Source organism: Curtobacterium sp. MCPF17_002, assembly GCF_003234115.2.
Classification (GTDB): domain Bacteria; phylum Actinomycetota; class Actinomycetes; order Actinomycetales; family Microbacteriaceae; genus Curtobacterium.
This window is the reverse complement of record NZ_CP126251.1, coordinates 574,339-592,792: the sequence shown is the minus strand read 5'-3', so window position 1 is coordinate 592,792 and position 18,454 is coordinate 574,339. Positions and strand designations below refer to the sequence as shown.

The 18,454-nt window shown below is 69.7% G+C and carries 13 protein-coding genes and 1 pseudogene; 4 read left to right on the top strand and 10 right to left on the bottom strand.

Annotated features, from left to right (window positions below; translation table 11 throughout):
- Positions 1 to 56 precede the first annotated feature (56 nt).
- The 5 genes and pseudogenes from DEJ28_RS02860 to DEJ28_RS02840 form a co-directional block, all read right to left on the bottom strand.
- The gene (locus DEJ28_RS02860; protein WP_111115894.1) at positions 57 to 1,469 is read right to left on the bottom strand and encodes an MFS transporter; all 1,413 of its coding nucleotides are present in this window, start codon (positions 1,467 to 1,469) and stop codon (positions 57 to 59) included.
- A 178-nt stretch (positions 1,470 to 1,647) separates the two neighbouring features.
- The gene (gene tatA / locus DEJ28_RS02855) at positions 1,648 to 1,926 is read right to left on the bottom strand and encodes a twin-arginine translocase TatA/TatE family subunit (RefSeq protein ID WP_258368163.1); all 279 of its coding nucleotides are present in this window, start codon (positions 1,924 to 1,926) and stop codon (positions 1,648 to 1,650) included.
- Between the two features lie 156 nt (positions 1,927 to 2,082).
- Positions 2,083 to 2,775, bottom strand: coding sequence for a sugar transferase (locus DEJ28_RS02850; RefSeq protein ID WP_258368162.1), 693 nt, complete (start codon positions 2,773 to 2,775; stop codon positions 2,083 to 2,085).
- An 83-nt stretch (positions 2,776 to 2,858) separates the two neighbouring features.
- A pseudogene (locus tag DEJ28_RS02845) lies at positions 2,859 to 3,323 on the bottom strand (nucleoside-diphosphate sugar epimerase/dehydratase); the annotation flags it as partial.
- A 412-nt stretch (positions 3,324 to 3,735) separates the two neighbouring features.
- Complete coding sequence (locus DEJ28_RS02840; protein ID WP_111116595.1) at positions 3,736 to 6,411, bottom strand: glycoside hydrolase family 2 protein; 2,676 nt, start codon at positions 6,409 to 6,411, stop codon at positions 3,736 to 3,738.
- A gap of 243 nt (positions 6,412 to 6,654) precedes the next feature.
- Between DEJ28_RS02840 and DEJ28_RS02835 the strand changes: the two genes are divergently transcribed.
- The gene (locus tag DEJ28_RS02835; protein ID WP_111116608.1) at positions 6,655 to 7,062 is read left to right on the top strand and encodes a pilus assembly protein CpaE; all 408 of its coding nucleotides are present in this window, start codon (positions 6,655 to 6,657) and stop codon (positions 7,060 to 7,062) included.
- 62 nt (positions 7,063 to 7,124) lie between these two features.
- Positions 7,125 to 7,955, top strand: coding sequence for an aldo/keto reductase (locus tag DEJ28_RS02830; RefSeq protein ID WP_111116594.1), 831 nt, complete (start codon positions 7,125 to 7,127; stop codon positions 7,953 to 7,955).
- A 64-nt stretch (positions 7,956 to 8,019) separates the two neighbouring features.
- Here the strand turns inward: DEJ28_RS02830 and DEJ28_RS02825 are convergent, their stop codons facing one another.
- The gene (locus DEJ28_RS02825; RefSeq protein ID WP_111116593.1) at positions 8,020 to 9,162 is read right to left on the bottom strand and encodes a class I SAM-dependent methyltransferase; all 1,143 of its coding nucleotides are present in this window, start codon (positions 9,160 to 9,162) and stop codon (positions 8,020 to 8,022) included.
- Positions 9,163 to 9,303: 141 nt separating this feature from the next.
- On the opposite strand from DEJ28_RS02825, the gene DEJ28_RS02820 reads away from it, so the two are divergent.
- Entirely contained in the window at positions 9,304 to 10,770 is a 1,467-nt protein-coding gene (locus tag DEJ28_RS02820) for an Ig-like domain-containing protein (protein ID WP_111116592.1), read from the top strand.
- A 60-nt stretch (positions 10,771 to 10,830) separates the two neighbouring features.
- On the opposite strand, the gene DEJ28_RS02815 is transcribed toward DEJ28_RS02820, so the two are convergent.
- The 4 genes from DEJ28_RS02815 to dnaK form a co-directional block, all read right to left on the bottom strand.
- Positions 10,831 to 11,241, bottom strand: coding sequence for a heat shock protein transcriptional repressor HspR (locus DEJ28_RS02815; RefSeq protein ID WP_111116607.1), 411 nt, complete (start codon positions 11,239 to 11,241; stop codon positions 10,831 to 10,833).
- Positions 11,242 to 11,375: 134 nt separating this feature from the next.
- Positions 11,376 to 12,392, bottom strand: a complete 1,017-nt coding sequence (locus DEJ28_RS02810; protein ID WP_111116591.1) for a DnaJ C-terminal domain-containing protein — start codon at positions 12,390 to 12,392, stop codon at positions 11,376 to 11,378.
- 42 nt (positions 12,393 to 12,434) lie between these two features.
- Positions 12,435 to 13,064, bottom strand: a complete 630-nt coding sequence (locus tag DEJ28_RS02805) for a nucleotide exchange factor GrpE (protein WP_111116590.1) — start codon at positions 13,062 to 13,064, stop codon at positions 12,435 to 12,437.
- A 3-nt stretch (positions 13,065 to 13,067) separates the two neighbouring features.
- The gene (gene dnaK, locus DEJ28_RS02800; RefSeq protein WP_111116589.1) at positions 13,068 to 14,936 is read right to left on the bottom strand and encodes a molecular chaperone DnaK; all 1,869 of its coding nucleotides are present in this window, start codon (positions 14,934 to 14,936) and stop codon (positions 13,068 to 13,070) included.
- Between the two features lie 846 nt (positions 14,937 to 15,782).
- On the opposite strand from dnaK, the gene DEJ28_RS02795 reads away from it, so the two are divergent.
- Positions 15,783 to 18,425: a beta strand repeat-containing protein gene (locus DEJ28_RS02795; protein ID WP_181433791.1), complete on the top strand. Its 2,643-nt coding sequence runs from the start codon at positions 15,783 to 15,785 to the stop codon at positions 18,423 to 18,425.
- Positions 18,426 to 18,454 lie beyond the last annotated feature (29 nt).

The following is an 18,454-nucleotide window of genomic DNA, read 5'->3' as shown; positions in this document are numbered from 1 at the left end:
GCGGTGGTCGTTCGGCTGGGTTGAGCCTACTTGACTCAAGTTTACTCCGTGCGGTGCTATTCCGTCTTCGGGTTACGGATCCCGACCGCGCTGACGACCGCGCCCGCCACGAGCAGCAGCGCCATCACGACCATCGCACGGTGCAGACCGTCCACGCTCACCTCGCCGCCGAGGACCACGCCGGCGAGCGCCACCGTGACGAGGCCGGCGATGCGGGCGATCGCGTTGTTCACCGCCGACCCGGCGCCCGCTTCGGACTGCGGGACGGACCCCAGCACCGCGCTCGTCAGCGGGGTGACCATGATCGAGATCCCGGCACCGACGAGGACCAGCCCCGGCAGCACCGACCACCAGTACCCGTGCGGGTCGTCGCCGGCGAGCAGGAGCAGGAGCGCCCCCACGGCACCGATCGCCGGGCCCGCGGCCATGAACCACCGCGGTCCCCACCGTCCGGCGAGGGACCCGACCGTGGTCGAGAGCAGCAGGAGCATCACGGTCGGGGGCAGCGTCGCGAGGCCCGCCAGCCAGGCCGGGAACCGCCAGACCTCCTGCAGGAAGAGCGTCACCACGAAGAACACCAGACTGAGGGCACCGTAGATCGACAGGGTGGCGAGGTTGCCGACGGCGAAGTTCCGCGCCCGGAACAGCCCGAGCGGGACGAGCGGTCCGCCCGACGTGCGTGTCACCCGGAGCTCCCACGGCACGAACGCCGCGAGCGCCGCCGCACCGATCACCAGCGCCGCGACCACGACCGGCGCGCCCCACCCCAGCCGCTCCTGCTCGATGAGCCCGAGGACCACGCCGCCGACCCCCAGGACGGCGAGCACCGCACCGACCACGTCGACCCGGGCGCGCGGTCCGACCCGGACCTCCGACTGGATGCGGCGCACGAGCGGGATCGTCACGGCGATGGGGACGGCGGTCAGCACGAAGATCCACCGCCAGCCGACGCCGTCGACGATGAGCCCGCCGACCACCGGGCCGAGGATCGTCGCCGCACTCGACCAGGCCGTCCACGTGCCGATCGCCTTCGCCTGCGCCGCACCCCGGAAGGCGGCGACGATGAGCGCCAGCGCGCTCGGGGTCACCAGCGCGCCGCCGACCCCCTGGAGCGCCCGGGCGACGATGAGCACCTCGCCGGTCGGGGCGATCGCACACGCCACGGAGGCGATCCCGAACACGACCAACCCCCACGTGATGATCCGCACGCGGCCGAACAGGTCAGACAGGCTCCCGGCGACGAGGATGAGCGAACCGAGCGTCACCAGGTACGCGTCGACGGTCCACTGCTGCACGACGAGTCCGCCGCCGAGTTCGTCCCGGATCGCCGGCAGCGCCACGTTGACCACGCTCGAGTCGAGCCCGACCACGAACGACGACAGGATCGCCACCACCAGCACGACCCGGCGGTCGTCGCGGAGCGGGGCGGTGGCCGTGCCCAGGGGTGCAGGCGGGGTCGGGGTCGTCATGTGCTCATCCTGCGCCCTCCCGGAGCGCTCGCGCGTGTCCCCGCCCCTCCCCCGCTCTGGCGCCGCCGCTTCTCGAGCCCCCACCCCACCCCTGCCGCGCGCGACGAAGCCCCCGCGACCGGTGTGGTCGCGGGGGCTGCCGACAGGACGGGGCTGGGTGTCCTGGCTGGGGAAGTCGCTAGTTGCGGGAGTCCGAGTTCGGCTGGACCGACGGGCCCGGGTTGACGACCGGCTGCGGCGTCGACTCGGCGGCAGTGTTCTGCACGCCAGCGGTGTTCTGCACGCCGCCGTCGGTGCCCTTGGCCTTCTTCTCGTCGTCCGACATCTCCTTCTTGAAGATGTTGATCGACTGGCCGAGGCCCTTCGCGAGCGCCGGGAGCTTGGTCGCACCGAACAGCAGGATGACGATCCCGAGGATGATCAGCAGGTGAATGCCGCCGAGGTTTCCGAGCATCATGACTCCTTGGTATTGAACTGGTCGCCGTGCTCGTGTCGTCGTCGACACGAGCGGCGGAAGTCCGTGGTCCCCCCATCGTAACTCCCACCCGGCTGGAAGCCCAGGCCGGGCCGCCGAAGGACACCGTTCGCACAGCCAACGGGCTGGGCGCGACGGTCAGTAGGCGCCCCGGGAGCGGAGCACGGACGGGATCGTGCGGGCGAGGATGACCACGTCGTGCACGAAGGACCAGTTCTCGACGTAGTGCAGGTCGAGCCGCACTCCCTCGGCCCAGTCGAGGTCCGACCGGCCGCTGACCTGCCAGAGTCCGGTGATGCCCGGGGTCACGAGCAGCCGGCGGTCGGCGAAGTCCTCGTACAGGGCGACCTCGCGCGGGAGGGCCGGCCGGGGCCCCACCAGGCTCATCGACCCCGTCAGCACGTTCCACAGCTGGGGCAGCTCGTCGAGCGAGGTCTTCCGGAGGAACGCGCCGATCCGTGTGATGCGCGGGTCGTCCTTCATCTTGAACAGCGGCCCGGCGCCCTCGTTCGACTGCTCGAGCACCGCCACCCGCGCTTCGGCGTCGACGCACATCGTCCGGAACTTCAGGATCGAGAACTCCTGCCCGCCGCGGCCGACCCGGGTCTGGCGGAAGAAGACCGGCCCGCGGTCGTCGGCGCGGACGACGAGCGCGATCACGGCGAAGACCGGCGCGAGCAGGACCAGACCGATGCCCGCCCCGGCCGCGTCGAGCGCACGCTTGCCCAGTCGCCGTCGGTAGTCCGGTGTCTCGACGTGCATGAGGGGCAGCCCGTCGACCGGTCGTTCGTGGACGCGACCGGCGGCGATGTCCGCGAGGGGCGAGGACACCACGAGTTCGACCCGTGCTCCTCGAGCTGCCACCCGAGCCGCCGCAGCCGCTCGTGCCCACCGCGGATCGCGCCGGCGACGACCACCGCGGCGACCTGCTCCGAACGAGCACGGTCGAGGACGGCGTCGACACCGTCGAGCACCGGAGCCGACGCAGCCCCGAAGGCGACCTCCGTCCCGCGCACGGCACAGTCGGTGATGACCGCCCGCACCCGGTAGCCCGCCGACGGCGTCGAGGCGATGCGGCGCCCGACGTACTGGACGTCGTCGAGGTCCCCGACGAGCAGGACGTCCTGCAGCCGTTCGCCACGGGCACGGCGCCGCGCGAGTGAGGTGCGCACGGACTTCCGGCCGAGCGCGAGCAGGAGCAGCCCGAGCGGGAACGCGATCGCGACGTAGCCGCGGGCGAGGTCGATCTGGACGGCGTACGCCACCGCGGCCACCGAGGCGACCGACACCAGGCTGGCGGTGAAGAGTCGGCGGTACTCGTCGCCACCGACCCCGGTGATCCGCGGGTCACGCGTGCGGAACACCGAGAGCAGGACCATCCACGTGGCGATCATCACGGGTGCGACGACGAACTCGACCCATCCCGCCATGGCGGAGCCGGCGCTGAGTTCACCGGGGAAGCGGGCCACGTGCGCGATCGCGAACGCGACGAGCAGGAGGCCGAGGTCGAGCACCCCGAGGCCGAAGCCGTCGGTCCGGCGTCGGACCGTGCGGCCGCGAGCAGCACCGGCCCCGGCACCGGCACCGGCACCGGCACCGGCACCGGCATTCGCCCCGTTCGACGGGGTGGAGGTGGGCGGAGTCGGAGCAGCTGGCTGCGGCGATCGGATCGCGAGTGACATCGGGGGCCTTCCTGTCGGCACCGGCCGGGAAGACCGACCGGGTGCCGTCATCGCTCGGGAACGACGAGGACGGCACTCCGGTCAGTATATCACTCTGTAGTTTTGCATATCAACGGTCGAGGACCCGATCGAGTGTCCAGAGGACGGGCGCCTCGCGCAGCGCTGGCACGTCCGCCTCGGTCACGCCGTGCAGTCGGAAGGCGACCCGCTCCCCCGGCAGCAACGTCATGAACCCGCGGTCGACGGTGCCACCGGGTGCGACCCGGTCGGGCTGGACGAGCAGGTCCCGCACGAGCGAGTCCGCCTCGACGACGAGGTCGAGACCGTCGCCGTCCTCGGTGGAGAACGGCGTGAAGGTCGTCCGGTACCGCGCCGGCTCCCAGCGCATGTCCTGGTCGGGCGCCGGGGTCCAGACCGCTCGGCGCCAGTCCATGTCGGCCACGACGAGCTCGTTCGCCGGGTCGTCGACCACGCCGACCGACTCGGGCAGGGCCACCACGGCGACCCCGGCGGCGGACAGGTGCACGGGCAGCGTCACCTCGGCGAGCACGGTGCCGGCGAGGGTGATCCGCCGGACGCGCACGACGCTGTCGTGGCCGGTGCGGGTGGAGCGGACGGCGACCTCGATGGGCGAACCACCGGACGCCCCGGGCGACACCCCGAACGAGAGGGTCTGCGCCAGGTCGCCCAACTCGGCCGTCTCGCCCACGGCAGCCGACGAGGCCGGGTGATCCGCGCCTCCAGGCTGCCCCGACCCGCCCGACGCGACCGACGTGACCGGACGGATCGTCAGCAGCACGTCGTCGTACAGCCGACGCAACTCGTGCGCCAGCGGCTTCAGCCGCCCCGCCGAGTCGATCGCCGACCACGACGAGACCGACCACAGGTCGTTGAGCTGCCAGACCACGACGCCGGTGTTCCGCGGCCAGTGCGTCCGCCAGTGCTCGACGCCCGTCGCGATCGCGCGCGCCTGCTGCAGCTGCGTCAGGTAGTGCCACGCGTCGAACGCGGCCGGGTCGACGGAGCCGAAGCGCGGCGCGATCCCGCGGGCGAGCTTCGCCATCCCGTCGGTGGCCTTCTGGTGGTGCACGACACCGGGCGAGTCGACCCGGAGCGGCGCGTCGGTGACGGCCTCACGCAGGGTGCGCCACGCGGGCGGCGCCTGCCACCCGAACTCCGACACGAACCGCGGGACGGAGTCGCGGTAGTGCTCGTCGGACAGCCGGTTCCAGACGTCCCACGAGTGGTGCGTCTCGTGGTCGGGGTCGTTCGCGAACAGGGCTTCGTCGCCCGACCACGGCGACGCCACCGTGTAGAAGCGCGACGGGTCGACCGCGTCGACGATCGTCGGCAGGAGGTCGAGGTAGTAGTCGAGGCCCCAGCCGCGGTCGCCGAGCTCGTCGCCCCAGTTGTCGACGCCGTGCAGCCAGATGTTCTCGTTGTTGCCGTTCCACACGACGAGCGAGGGGTGGCGGGAGAGCCGGGCGACGTTGTCCCGGGCCTCGGCGATGACCTCGCTGCGGATCGGCTCGCCCTCGGGGTAGGCGGCGCAGGCGAACGGGAAGTCCTGCCAGACGAGCAGGCCGAGCTCGTCGCAGACGTCGTAGAAGTCGTTCGACTCGTAGACCCCGCCACCCCACACGCGCATGAGGTTCACGTTGAGGTCGACCGCGGCCTGCAGGCGGGTGAGCACCCGCGCACGGTCCACCCGCGACACGATGACGTCGTCCGGGATCCAGTTCACGCCGCGGACGTCGATGGGTGTGCCGTTGACGTGGATGACGAAGGGCTTGCCGATGTCGTCGGATGCCGTGACGACCCGCGTCGAGCGGAAGCCGGTGCGGAAGGTCGAGCGGTCGAGGACCTCGCCGTCGACGGTCTGCAGTTCGACCACCACGTCGTACCGGTCCTGTGCGCCGTAGCCGCGGGGCCACCAGCGCTGCACCTCGGGGACCCGCACCGTGACCACGGTCTCGTCGTCCTTCGGCGTCAGCTGCGCACGCGAGCGCTGCCGCGTCGTCCCGCCGTCCGCCGTCCCGCCGCTCACCGTCACCACGAGGACGAGGTCGTCGTCCTCACCGTCCTGGTCGAGGTCGTTCATGCCGGAGCGCTCGACGGTGATGTGCGCGTCGAGCACGCCCTCGCCCGCCTCGACGTCCACCAGCGGCCGGACGTCCCGGAGTCGAGCGGTCGACCAGCGTTCGATCGCGACCGGTCGCCACGGACCGCTCGTCACCGCGGTGAGTCCCCAGTCCCACCCGAAGTTCGACGCCATCTTGCGGATGTACGGGAACGGCTCGTCGTAGGGGCCGGGCATGCTGCCGGCCTTCGCCGCGACCCGCCCGGCTTCGCGGTACGGCGACTCGAACAGGATCTCGAGGGTCTTGCTCCCCCGGCCGACGCCGCCGGTCTGGTCCCGCGCGTCGAAGCGGTAGCGGCGGTGCATGTTCCGCGTGGTGCCGACCACGACGCCGTCGAGGCTGAGCTCGGCGACCGTGTCGAGTCCGTCGCAGACGAGGTCGACGCGCTCGAAGCCCCGCGGGTCCACGTCGACGGTGCGCTGGTACGACCAGTCGGCCCGTCCGACCCACTTGCCGGCGTCCTCGTTGCGGTCGAGGGTCGGGTCGGCCAGCAGGCCCTCGCGCTCGAGGTCGGTGTGCACCTGCCCGGGCACCGTCGCCCGGATGGCGCGTCCCGAGATGCCGGTGGGTGCCCCGGCGGGCACGCCGTCCCCCGCGATCGTCACGGTCCAGTCGTCGCGGAGTTCCTCGCGTTCGAGGGTCATGCGGGTCCTTCTCTGAGCGGACGGATTGGTGCCCACCGTGGTCGGGACGCCGGCCGGCCGGCCGCCTCGTGGTCGGTCTTCCGGCCTGGAGGCGCGGCACCGGTTGCCCGGGCGTCGTCGCGTCGCGCGCGCGGACGCTGGTGCGGCCGCGCGTTGGGGTGCTCGGCGATGCTAGTACGGCTTGCTCTCTGCAACCTCTGCGGAGATACGGTCAACGCGGCCGGATTCGTGCAGGCTGGGGTGGTGATCACCGCTGCACTCGCCCGATCCCTCCGTGACGCCGGGCTCCGCTGGCACCCCACCACCGGCGACCGGTTCGTCATCGACAAGCCCGGCGTGGACGACGACGTCTACACCGTGTCCGAGATGACGGTCGAACGACACGACTACCCCTCGGGCACCGTCCTGGGGTTCAACGGCACGACGGAGTGGGCACTCGACTCGGTCGAGGCGTCCGAGTCGCTCTGGCTGCCCCGCGAGGACCAGCTGCGCGAACTGCTCGGGCCGGCGTTCGTGTCCCTGTCGGCGTCGGGGTCGTCCTTCGTCGTCACCGCCACGATCGCCTCGTCGCCCGAGACGTTCAGCGACGCCGTCGCCGCGGATGCCTACGGTGCGGCGCTGCTCGCGTACATCACCGCAGCCCTGGCCTGACGGCGCGCCCGGGCTGGGTGTTCCCGGAATGGTTCCTGGGGACCGTTTGGTTGCATGGCACCATGACCGTTCCGAACATCACCCTGAACGACGGCAAGACCATCCCGCAGCTCGGCTTCGGCGTCTTCCAGATCGACCCCTCCGAGACGAAGGCCGCCACCCTGGCCGCGCTCGAGGTCGGGTACCGCCACATCGACACCGCCGAGATGTACGGCAACGAGAAAGAGGTGGGAGAGGCCATCGCCGAGTCGGGCATCGACCGTTCCGAGATCTTCGTGACCTCGAAGCTCAACAACGGCTTCCACGACCCGGCCCTCGCGACGGAGAACGGCAAGAAGTCGGCCGACCTGCTCGGCGGCTACACCGACCTGTTCCTCATCCACTGGCCACTGCCCACCGTGTCGGACTTCGTCCCGACGTGGAAGGCACTCGAGGAGCTCTACCACGCCGGCACCTCCCGCTCCATCGGCGTGAGCAACTTCCAGGCGCACCACCTCCGCCGCCTCATCGCGGAGACCACGATCACGCCGGCCGTGAACCAGATCGAGGTGCACCCGTACCTGACCCAGGACGAGCTGCGCGCCGTGGACACCGAGCTCGGCATCGCGACCGAGGCCTGGTCGCCGATCGCGCAGGGCCTCGTGCTCGACGACGAGACCATCACGCGCATCGCGTCCGCGCACGGCAAGTCCCCCGCACAGGTCGTGCTCCGCTGGCACATCCAGCGCGGCGACATCGTGTTCCCGAAGTCGGTGACCCGTGCCCGCGTCGAGGAGAACTTCGCGATCTTCGACTTCGAGCTCTCGGGCGAGGACATGACCGACATCACGACGCTCGACAAGGGCCACCGGACGGGTCCGGACCCGGACACGTTCGACTACGTCCCGGCGTAGACGTTCACCCCTGCGGACTCGCAGGGCAACGGAGGGCGGTCGCGCGGTGCGCGGCCGCCCTTCGTCATGCCCGCTTCGAGGCCGTCACCGTGAACTTGTCGGTACGCGTCACCTGTCGGGTCGGCCCGACCAGGCGTTCCAGCACCGGCCGGTAGCGCAGGTGCGAGTTCCAGACGCACCAGAGCTCACCACCGGACTGGAGGATCGTGGCCGCGTTCCGGAACATCGCCTCGGCCGCGTCGGTGGTCACCGTGGTGTCCGCGTGGAACGGCGGGTTGCAGAGCACCAGCTGTGCGGCCCCGGTCCCGAGCTCGTCGCCGGCGTCCGAGCGCACGGCGGTGACCCGGTCACCGACACCGTTCGCCTCCGCCGTCGCCAGCGTCGAGGCGACCGCGATCCGGGACACGTCGGTCGCGATCACCCGCACCGATCGTCGTCGGAGCGCCGCGGCCACGGCGATGACCCCGTTGCCGGAGCCGAGGTCCACGATCGTGCGCGCCGTGGGCACCGCGCGGTCCATCGCGTCGAGCAGCACCCGCGTGCCCTGGTCGAGCGAGGCGCCGGCGAACACCCCGCCGTGCGCCACGAGCGTCATCCCGAGGTCGTCGATGTGCACCGACCGCGGCCACGGGTTCGTGACGGCGGCGCGGGTCGCTTGTGCCCGCAGCGGGTCCTGCGCGATGAGCAGCCGGGACTTGCCCCGGCCGCGTGAGGCCGTGACCTCGCCGAACGACCGCCGCAGCACGTCGTTCTGCGACACGTGCATGTACTTGACGTTCCCGCCGCACAGCAGCACCACGTCGGGCGCGGCGAAGCGGGCGACGGCGCGCGCGATCTCGTCGAGCCGGTCGTGCGACTTCGACAGCCGCAGGACCACGAGCCGGACGTCGCGGAAGGCGTCCTCGAGCGAGTCCGGGTGGTGGAAGCCGCGCAGTCCGAAGGTGCCGGCGTTCGCCTCGAGTGCCCGCTCCCCGACGAGTGAGTCCTGCACGACGCGGATGTCCGAGGCGCCGTACTGCGTGATGAGCCCGAGCGTCAGGACCCCGTAGCGGTCGTCCACGACGGCGACCTCGCCGGGCTGCCGCAGCGCGTCACCGTGCACGTGCGGCGCCTCGTCGATGAGGAACCGGTCCGTCCCGTCGATCGCGATGAGGTCCGGCACGTCGTCGTCACGGCGGCGGAAGAGGTCGGCGAAGTCCGGTGGCACGGCGCCAGCGTACCGATCCCTGCCTCCGGGTCGTCGACCGGAGCACGTTGTCCTGGCAACCGCGGGTCATATGGACGTTGGTATATGTGACATGTTGTATGCGTGCACATGCACGCTTCTCCCCCACCAGAAGGCACCTCCATGCGAAAACTCTGCACCGCCGCCCTGACGACCGGCCTCGCCACCGCGACGATCGTGTCCGGTCTCGCGCTCGGCCCGGCCGCCGCGACCGCACTGCCCACCGAGGCTCCCGCCACCCCGACCGCCACGTCCTCGACCGCCCCCGCAGCGGCGTTCACTGCCAGGGTCGGCGCGACGGACATCGTCGACCGATCGGCAGTCCTGCACGGCACCGGCACCCCGTCAGCGACCATCCGGGTCGGTGACCGCGTCGCCGGCACGGTCGGCACGGACGGCACGTGGAAGGTGACCGTCGACAGTCTCCGCCTCGGTATCAACACCCTCACCGTCCAGCAGGTCGTCGGCGGCACCGTCGTCGACACCGCGACCGTGACCGTGACGCTCACGCGGGCCGCGACCACCGGTTCGGTGCGCTTCGCCGGCTTCGTGACCGAGCGGGCGACGATGTCCGGCACGGCCACGGGCGGCGCGACCGTGATCGCCCGTGATGCGGCGGGCACTCGGATCGGCTCCGGCATCGCGGACGGCGTCGGCGGCGCGTACTCGTTCCCGATCACGGCACCGAACAAGGCCGGCGCGACGACGATCACCGTGTGGCAGAGCGCAGCCGAGGAGTCGTTCGGGCACATCGACGTCACCGCGAACTACGGTTCGGGCGTCGACATCGTGACCCCGGCGGCGGGGTCGGAACACGAGCCCGGCCGCCTGGTGGTCGTCGGCCACGGTGAAGCCAACAGCCTGCTCGAGGCCCGCCTCGCCGGGTCGCCGACCGTGATCGGCACGGGGGAGGTCAACGGGTTCGGCGACTACACGCTCCGCACCTCGGACCTCGCGCCCGGTCGCCACACGATCGAGGTGACCCAGAAGTCCCGCGGCGCGAACACCACGACCGCCTCCGTCGCCGTCGTCGTGAAGGCCCCCGCGGTGTCGCCGCTCATCGTCACCAGCCCCACCGCCGGCTCGACGGTCACCACGCCGCGTGCGACGTTCGCGGGTCGCGGCCACGACGGTGCGAAGATCACCGTCCGCGGGACCTCGCGCACCGTCTGCGAGACGACCGTCGTGAACGGCCGGTGGTCCTGCACCGCCGACTTCGACCTGTCGAACACCTCGTACGCGCTGTTCGTCGACCAGACCGTGACCGGTTCGGGCAAGACGACCGCGACCATCGCGTTCCAGGTCGCCGCACAGCCCACGAAGCCGCTCGCGGTCACCAGTCCGGGTGCGAACGCGGTCGTGACGACGGCGAAGCCGACCTTCACGGGCACGGGTGCAGCGGGCGCGACCATCACGGTCCGTGGCACCACGCGCACCATCTGCGAGACCACGGTCCGCGCCGACGGCACGTGGTCCTGCGTCTCGGGCATCTCGCTCGGGAACAGCACGTACAACGTGTACGTCGACCAGAAGGCGCCGGGCGGCGCGACCAGCACGATCGAGGCCGCGTTCAGCATCCGCCTCGCCTGACAGACGCACGAAGCGGGGCGGAGCATGTGCTCCGCCCCGCTTCGTGCGTCTCGGGCTGGATCAGCGCGGTGGACGCCAGAGCACGATCTGCGTGTTCCGCTGCGGCCGTGAGCCGGCCTTCAACGAGATGGCCGCACCCGTCGCCGTCGCCGCGAACACCCGGGCACCCGGCCGGCTGATGAGCTGATCGGCGAGGGCCGTCTCGAGCTCGCGCACCCGGTCCCGCAGCGCCTTGTTCTCGTTCTCGAGCTCGAGCACCCGCCGGACCCCCTCCAGCGAGACGCCCTCGGAACCGAGCCGCGCGATCTCACGCAACTGTGCGACGTCACGCATCGAGTACCGGCGGGAGCCGCCACGCGTCCGGCCCGGCACGACCAGGCCGAGCCGGTCGTACTGGCGGAGCGTCTGCGGGTGCATCTCGGCGAGCTCCGCCGCCACCGCGATCGCGAAGACGGGCGAGTTCTCGTCCATGTCGGTCATGGCGTGTTCCTTTCCGTCGTCCGCGTGGGGTGAAAACCAGCCTGGAGGCCCGGTGCGGCTTCCTGACGGAGCCGCGCCGCGCCTCCAGGCCGGTTCCCTGCTGTTGTTGCGCTGCCAGGCAGGCGTCAGCCGCGCGCCTTGGCGAGGAGGTCCTCGCGAGGGTCCTCGTCCGGCAGGGTCTCGGCGAGTGCCTCGACGGCCTCGCGCTGCTTGTCCGTCAGGTGCGACGGCACCGCGACCTGGACGGTCGCGAGCAGGTCGCCCGTGCCGTTCTTGGTCGTGACGCCACGGCCCTTGACGCGCAGGACACGACCCGAAGGCGTGCCCGGCGCGACCCGGAGCTTGACGGGCTCGCCGCCGAGGGTGGGCACCTGGATCGTCGCGCCGAGCGCTGCCTCGACGAACGTCACGGGGACGTCCAGACGGAGGTTCTGCCCGTCGCGCTCGAACACCGGGTGCTTCCGGACGGTGACCGTGACCACGAGGTCACCGGCCTCTCCGCCGTCGGGCGACGGTTCCCCGCGCCCGCGCAGCCGGATCTTCTGACCGTCAGCCACGCCCGCGGGGATGCGGACGTTGACCGGGCGGCCGTTGCCCTGCGACAGCTTGACGGTGTCGCCGGCGATCGCGGTGGTGAAGTCGAGCGTCGTCGTCGCGGTGACGTCTCGGCCCTTCGTTGGTCCACCGAAGCCGCGGTAGCCGCCGGAGGGCTGGCCGAAGCCGCCACCCCCGCCGCCACCGAACATCCCGCCGAGGATGTCCTCGAAGCCGCCCGCGCCGCCGCCGCCCTGGCCGAAGCGGACACGCTGCCCACCACCGCCGGCGCCCTGCTGACCGAACATGCCGCCGAAGACGTCCTCGAACCCGCCGCCCTGGCCCGGGCCACCCGATGTGAACCGAGCGCCCGAACCCATGGCGCGGACCTGGTCGTACTCCTGGCGCTGCTCCTTGTCGGAGAGCACCGAGTACGCCTCGCTGATCTCCTTGAAGCGGTTCTCGGCGGCCGCGTCACCCTGGTTGGAGTCCGGGTGGAACTGCCGCGCGAGCTTCCGGTAGGTCTTCTTGAGGTCGGCGTCCGAGGCGTCCTTGGACACTCCGAGGACCTTGTAGAAGTCCTTGTCGAACCAGTCTTGACTCGCCACCGCTCACCTACCTTCTTCTGTCGTCGCCACGGGGCGCCCGGCTCAGGCCGGGACCGCCACCGCGACCTTGGCCGCACGGAGGACACGCTCACCGAGCTTGTAGCCCGGCTCGACGACGTCCGCCACGGTCTGGCCGGTGGCGCCCGGTGTCGGGAGCTGCACGATCGCCTCGTGGATGTTCGGGTCGAAGGACTCGCCCTTCTCGCCGATCTGCACGAGCTTGAACTTCTCGAAGCCGCCACGGATCTTCTGGCCGATGACCTGCATGGGGCCCTCGGTCAGGTCGCCGTGGGCCTCGGCGCGGGTCAGGTCGTCGAGCGCCGGGAGGAGTGCACGCACCACCTCGGCGATGGCGACCTCGCGGTTGGCCTCTCGGTCGCGCTCGACGCGCTTCCGGAAGTTCACCAGTTCGGCCTGCGCACGGAGCATGTCCGCACGCATCTCGGCGACCAGGTCGCGGTCGGCGGCGGAGAGGTTGTCCTCTGCCATCCCCCTCGCCGCGTCGGCCAGGAGGGCTTCGTCCTCGGGGCTCAGGTCGTTGGGTGCGTCGGTCGGCACCTCGACGTCGGGGCCTTCGGCCTCGATGAGGTCCTCCGGCTGCTCGGCGTTCGTGGCGTCGCCCTCGACCTGGGGCTCGTCGTTGTCGTTGACGTTGTCGTTGGGGTCCGTCATCGGCTACTTCTTGTCGTTCTCGTCGTCGTCCACGACCTCGGCGTCGACGATGTCCTCGTCGTCGGCGGCCTGGGGCTGCTCGCCCTCGGCACCCGCAGCACCGGCACCGGCAGCGCCGGCGTCCTGCTGGGAGTAGATCGCCTGGCCGAGCTTGCCCTGCGACTCGTTGAGCTTGTCGAAGGCCGCCTTCACAGCGTCCTCGTCCTCACCCGCGAGCGCGGACTTGAGCGCGTCGACGTCGGCCTGCACCTCGGACTTGACGTCCGCGGGGAGCTTCTCGTCGTTCTCCTTGATGAGCTTCTCGATCGAGTAGACGAGCTGCTCGGCCTGGTTGCGACGCTCGTTCGCCTCACGACGGGCCTTGTCCTCGGCCGCGTGCTCCTCGGCTTCGCGGACCATGCGCTCGATGTCCTCCTTCGGCAGCGACGAGCCGCCGGAGATGACCATCGACTGCTCCTTGCCGGTGCCCTTGTCCTTCGCGGACACGTGCACGATGCCGTTGGCGTCGATGTCGAACGTGACCTCGACCTGCGGGACGCCACGGGGAGCCGGCGCGATGCCGGTGAGCTCGAAGGTGCCGAGCGCCTTGTTGTCGCGGGTGAACTCGCGCTCGCCCTGGAAGACCTGGATCGCGACCGACGGCTGGTTGTCGTCAGCGGTCGTGAAGGTCTCGCTGCGCTTGGTCGGGATCGCGGTGTTGCGGTCGATGAGCTTCGTCATCAGGCCGCCCTTGGTCTCGATGCCGAGCGAGAGCGGCGTGACGTCGATGAGCAGGACGTCCTTGCGCTCGCCCTTCAGGACACCGGCCTGCAGTGCGGCGCCGACGGCGACGACCTCGTCCGGGTTCACGCCCTGGTTCGGCTGCTTGCCACCGGTCAGCGACTTGACGACCTCGGCCACGGCGGGCATGCGGGTCGAGCCACCGACGAGGACCACGTGCGCGATGTCGTTGACGGACACGCCCGCTTCCTTGATGACGTCGTTGAAGGGCTTCTTCGTGCGGTCGAGCAGGTCGGAGGTCATCTGCTCGAACTGTGCGCGCGAGATGGTCTCGTCGAGGTTGAGCGGGCCGTCGGCCGTGAGCGTGAGGTACGGCAGCTGGATGCTGGCGCTCAGCTGGCTCGACAGCTCCTTCTTGGCCTGCTCGGCAGCTTCCTTGAGCCGCTGCTTCGCGATCTTGTCCGTGGACAGGTCGACGCCGTGCTCGTCCTTGAACTTCTTGACGAGGTAGTCGACGATGCGCTGGTCCCAGTCGTCACCACCGAGGCGGTTGTCACCGGAGGTCGCACGGACCTGGATCGTGGAGAAGTCGTCGTCCTTGCCCACCTCGAGCAGGGAGACGTCGAACGTGCCGCCACCGAGGTCGAAGACCAGGATGAGCTCGTCTTCCTTGCCCTTGTCGAGGCCGTACGCCAGCGCAGCAGCGGTCGGCTCGTTGATGATGCGGAGGACGTTGAGGCCGGCGATCTCACCGGCGTCCTTCGTGGCCTGGCGCTCGGCGTCGTTGAAGTACGCCGGCACGGTGATGACCGCGTCGGTGACGTCTTCACCGAGGTACTGCTCGGCGTCGCGCTTGAGCTTGCCGAGGGTGCGGGCCGAGATCTCCTGCGGCGTGTACTTCTTGCCGTCGATCTCGGTCGTCCAGTCGGTGCCGACGTGGCGCTTGACGCTCGCGATGGTGCGGTCCACGTTCGTGACGGCCTGGCGCTTCGCGGTCTCGCCGACCAGCACCTCTCCGTCCTTCGTGAAGGCGACGATCGACGGCGTGGTGCGGAGGCCCTCGGCGTTCGCGATGACGGTGGGCTCACCGCCCTCGAGCACGCTGACGACCGAGTTGGTGGTTCCGAGGTCGATGCCTACTGCACGTCCCATGTGTGGGTGCTCCTTCTGTTCGGTGCGTTGTCTTGCAAGTCTGCCGGACTTGCGTCCGATGGACTCAACTCTACTCGGGACAGGAGGCGCGTCAACTTCGGGAGCTGAAAGTTGCGTCTGAACGACGCAATTTCACGGCGAGAGTGGCAGCCGCATGCAGCTTGTTGATATGTGATGTTGCGTGTGATATTTTGATATGACGCGGTGAGTCTTCTCCGAGCCCCCGCCCGTCTCCTGTATCCCGACCAGGCATCCGACACCACGGCGCCGGTCTCCACAGAAAGCACACACCCATGCGAAAAATCAGCAAGGCAGTCGCCGCTGCCGGTCTGGCCGCGGCCACGATCGTCTCCGGCTTGAGCTTCGGCTCCGCCGTCGCCACTGCAGCGCCTGCCGCCCCCACCTCCGTAGACCAGGCAGACGAAACGATCCCGCTCGTGTTCAAATCGGGGGGGGATGTACTACACGTACCGAACCCTTGGTAACAACCACTACTTCGAAACCAAGTACCTGGAAGAAGCGCTCGACAACTCCTACCGGTACACCGTTGTTCCCATGCCTGATGGTTTCGTGAAACTCAAGATGGACGGCACGCAATCATGCATTCACTTGCGCGCGCCCACGACGCCGATTCCGTGGATGTGGCAGAACGGGTGTGACATTCATCCGAACGAGCTTGCCATGCAGTGGTACGAAAAAGACGGCCAGCTGATCAATCGCGCAACTCAATCCGCCGTAGGCTCCCCACAGAGCCCCTTCCCAAGCTCCAAATATATTGGTCATGGGGCTGATGCGACTCTTGCGAGTGACTTCAGCGCGATCAGTCAGGGTGCGTTGAAGGCGAGCGTGAGCTCAGTTGACGTCTCTGGCCGCTCGGCTGTGTTGTCGGGTCGGGCGACGGCTGGCGGGAAGTTGCTCTTCAACGGTGGCGGGCAGCTCACCGTCCCGGACTCCGGCCAGTGGACGAAGACGGTCACCGGGCTGAAGCTCGGGAAGAACGACATCAAGGTCGAGCAGTACGTCGACGGCGCGAAGAAGGACGACGTCACCGTGGTGGCGGACTTGGCGATCGCGCCGCTGAACGTGGAGCACTCCTTCTCCCAGAACACCAACGACCGCGTCAAGGTGTCCGGCACCGCGGACAAGGCAGCGAATGTCATCATCCGGACCGCGGACGGCAAGAAGCAGTCCGTGCCTGTCGGCAGCGACGGCACGTGGGAGACGACCGTTCCCGCCCCGAACAAGGGCGGCAACACGACCATCACTGTCGCCCAGGAACTTCCGAAGGACTCTGGCGGCTCCGACGAGACCACCCCGGTCGAGCACACCATCAACTACGGTGCAGGTGTCAGCGTCACCTCCCCGGGTGATGACGCCGGCCACACCGGTGGGCCGCTCGAGATGCGCGGTCGCGGCGAGCCGGATTCCAAGGTACTGATCACCGAGAAGGGCAAGCCCGCCCAGATCATCGGCGAGACCGACGTCCTCGTCAACGGCACCTGGTCTCTTTCGACCGCTGATCTCGACAGCAGCGAGCACACCATCGTCGCGACCCAGAAGTCCAAGGGTCAGAACTCCACCATCGCCGAGATCACGGTCAACCCGGGTCAGGGTTCCGAGGTCGCACCGCTCGTGGTGACGACTCCGGCGAACGGGTCGACCGTCGAGACGAAGCGGCCCGTGTTCTCCGGCACCGGCGACAAGGGTGCCACGATCGAGATCGCCGGCACCTCCCGCGTCGTCGCGACCACCACGGTCGACAGCGACGGCAAGTGGTCCGTGCCGGCCGGTTTCGACCTCGGCGACGCCGTCTACAACCTGACCGTGAAGCAGGCGCCTGTGTCCGGTGCTGTGTCGGCGCAGCCGGTCACGTTCACGATCAAGGACACCGCCGGCTACGTCGCACTGACCGCCACCGGCGCGTTCGATGCCGACGTCAGCAAGCCCGCCACGATCTCCGGCAAGGCAACCGCCGGCGCCGTCGTCATCGTCCGCGACGCCGTCGGCAACGAGATCGCCCGCACGATCGCCACCTCGAACAACGCCTACACGATCGCGATCCCCGCGAACAAGGCGCAGTTCGGCGTGAACGACTTCACCGTCACCCAGACCGTCAAGGGTGAAACGTCCGCCCCGGTGAACGTCTCCCTCGACTACGGCACCCCGACCCCGGTGAACATCACCTCCCCGGAGAACGGCGCCACCGTCGACAAGAACGACCTCACCTTCACCGGCACCGGCCAGACCGGCGCGAAGATCGACATCCGCGGCTCGGTCAACGCCATCGCCACGGGCTCGGTCGTCAACGGCCAGTGGAGCGCCAAGGTCAACTACCCGCTCACGAACAACGTCTACAACCTCTCGGCAGTGCAGACCACCAAGGGCGGCCTGACCACCAAGCAGGCGATCACCGTCACCGTGACCGACCAGTCCGTCGCACCGCTGACCGCGACCGCCGCGTTCAACGCCAGCAACGCGAACCTGCCCGCAGCCATCACCGGCACCGGCCAGGACGGCGCGACCGTCACCGTCAAGAACAAGGGCGTCACCGTCGGCACCGCCACGGTCGCCGGAGGCAAGTACACCGTCTCCATCGACCCCAAGCACGCCACATTCGGGATCAACACCTTCACGATCACCCAGACCGTGAACGGCAAGGAGTCCGCACCGCTGAACCGCACCCTCGACTACGGCAACCCGACCGCACCAGTGATCACCACGCCCGCCAACGGCGCGACCGTCGCCGCCGGCAAGGTCACCTTCACCGGCACCGGGGACTCGGGCTCCAAGATCGACATCCGCGGCACCTCCAGCACCGTCGGCACCAGCACCATCGCCAACGGCGCCTGGAGCGTCGAGACGCGCGAGCTCACGGCGAACGTCTACAAGCTCTTCGCCGTGCAGACCAGCAAGGGCGGTCTCACCAAGCAGGTCGAGACGACGATCACGCTCGAGAACAAGAAGGTCACCGAGCTCACCGCTACCGGCACCTTCGGCGCAGTGGACGCTGACGCGACCATCTCGGGCAACGCCGAGACCGGAGCACCCGTCGTCATCAAGGAAGGCTCGACCGTCATCACGACCGTCACCGCCGTCAACGGCAAGTACTCCGCCACGATCCCCGCCACCACCTCCGGCATCCGCACCTTCACCGTCACCCAGACCGTCGACGGCGTGGTCTCCCCCGCCAAGACCGCCACCCTCGACTACGGCACCGTCACCGACGTCCAGGTCACCTCGCCCACGAACGGCGCATACATCAAGGCCGGCACCGTCACCTTCACCGGCACCGGAACCCCCGGCGCCATCGTCAAGGTCAGCGGCACCAGCAACCAGCTCGGCGCCGCCACCGTCAACGCACAGGGCGACTGGTCCCTCACCCTCACCCGCGAACTCACCGCACAGCAGTACACGCTCTTCACCAAGCAGACCACTAAGGGCAACCTGGTCGGCGACGCCGTCGAGCGGAGCTTCACCGTCATCAACTAACACCACCCAACACCAACAACGGGCGTCCC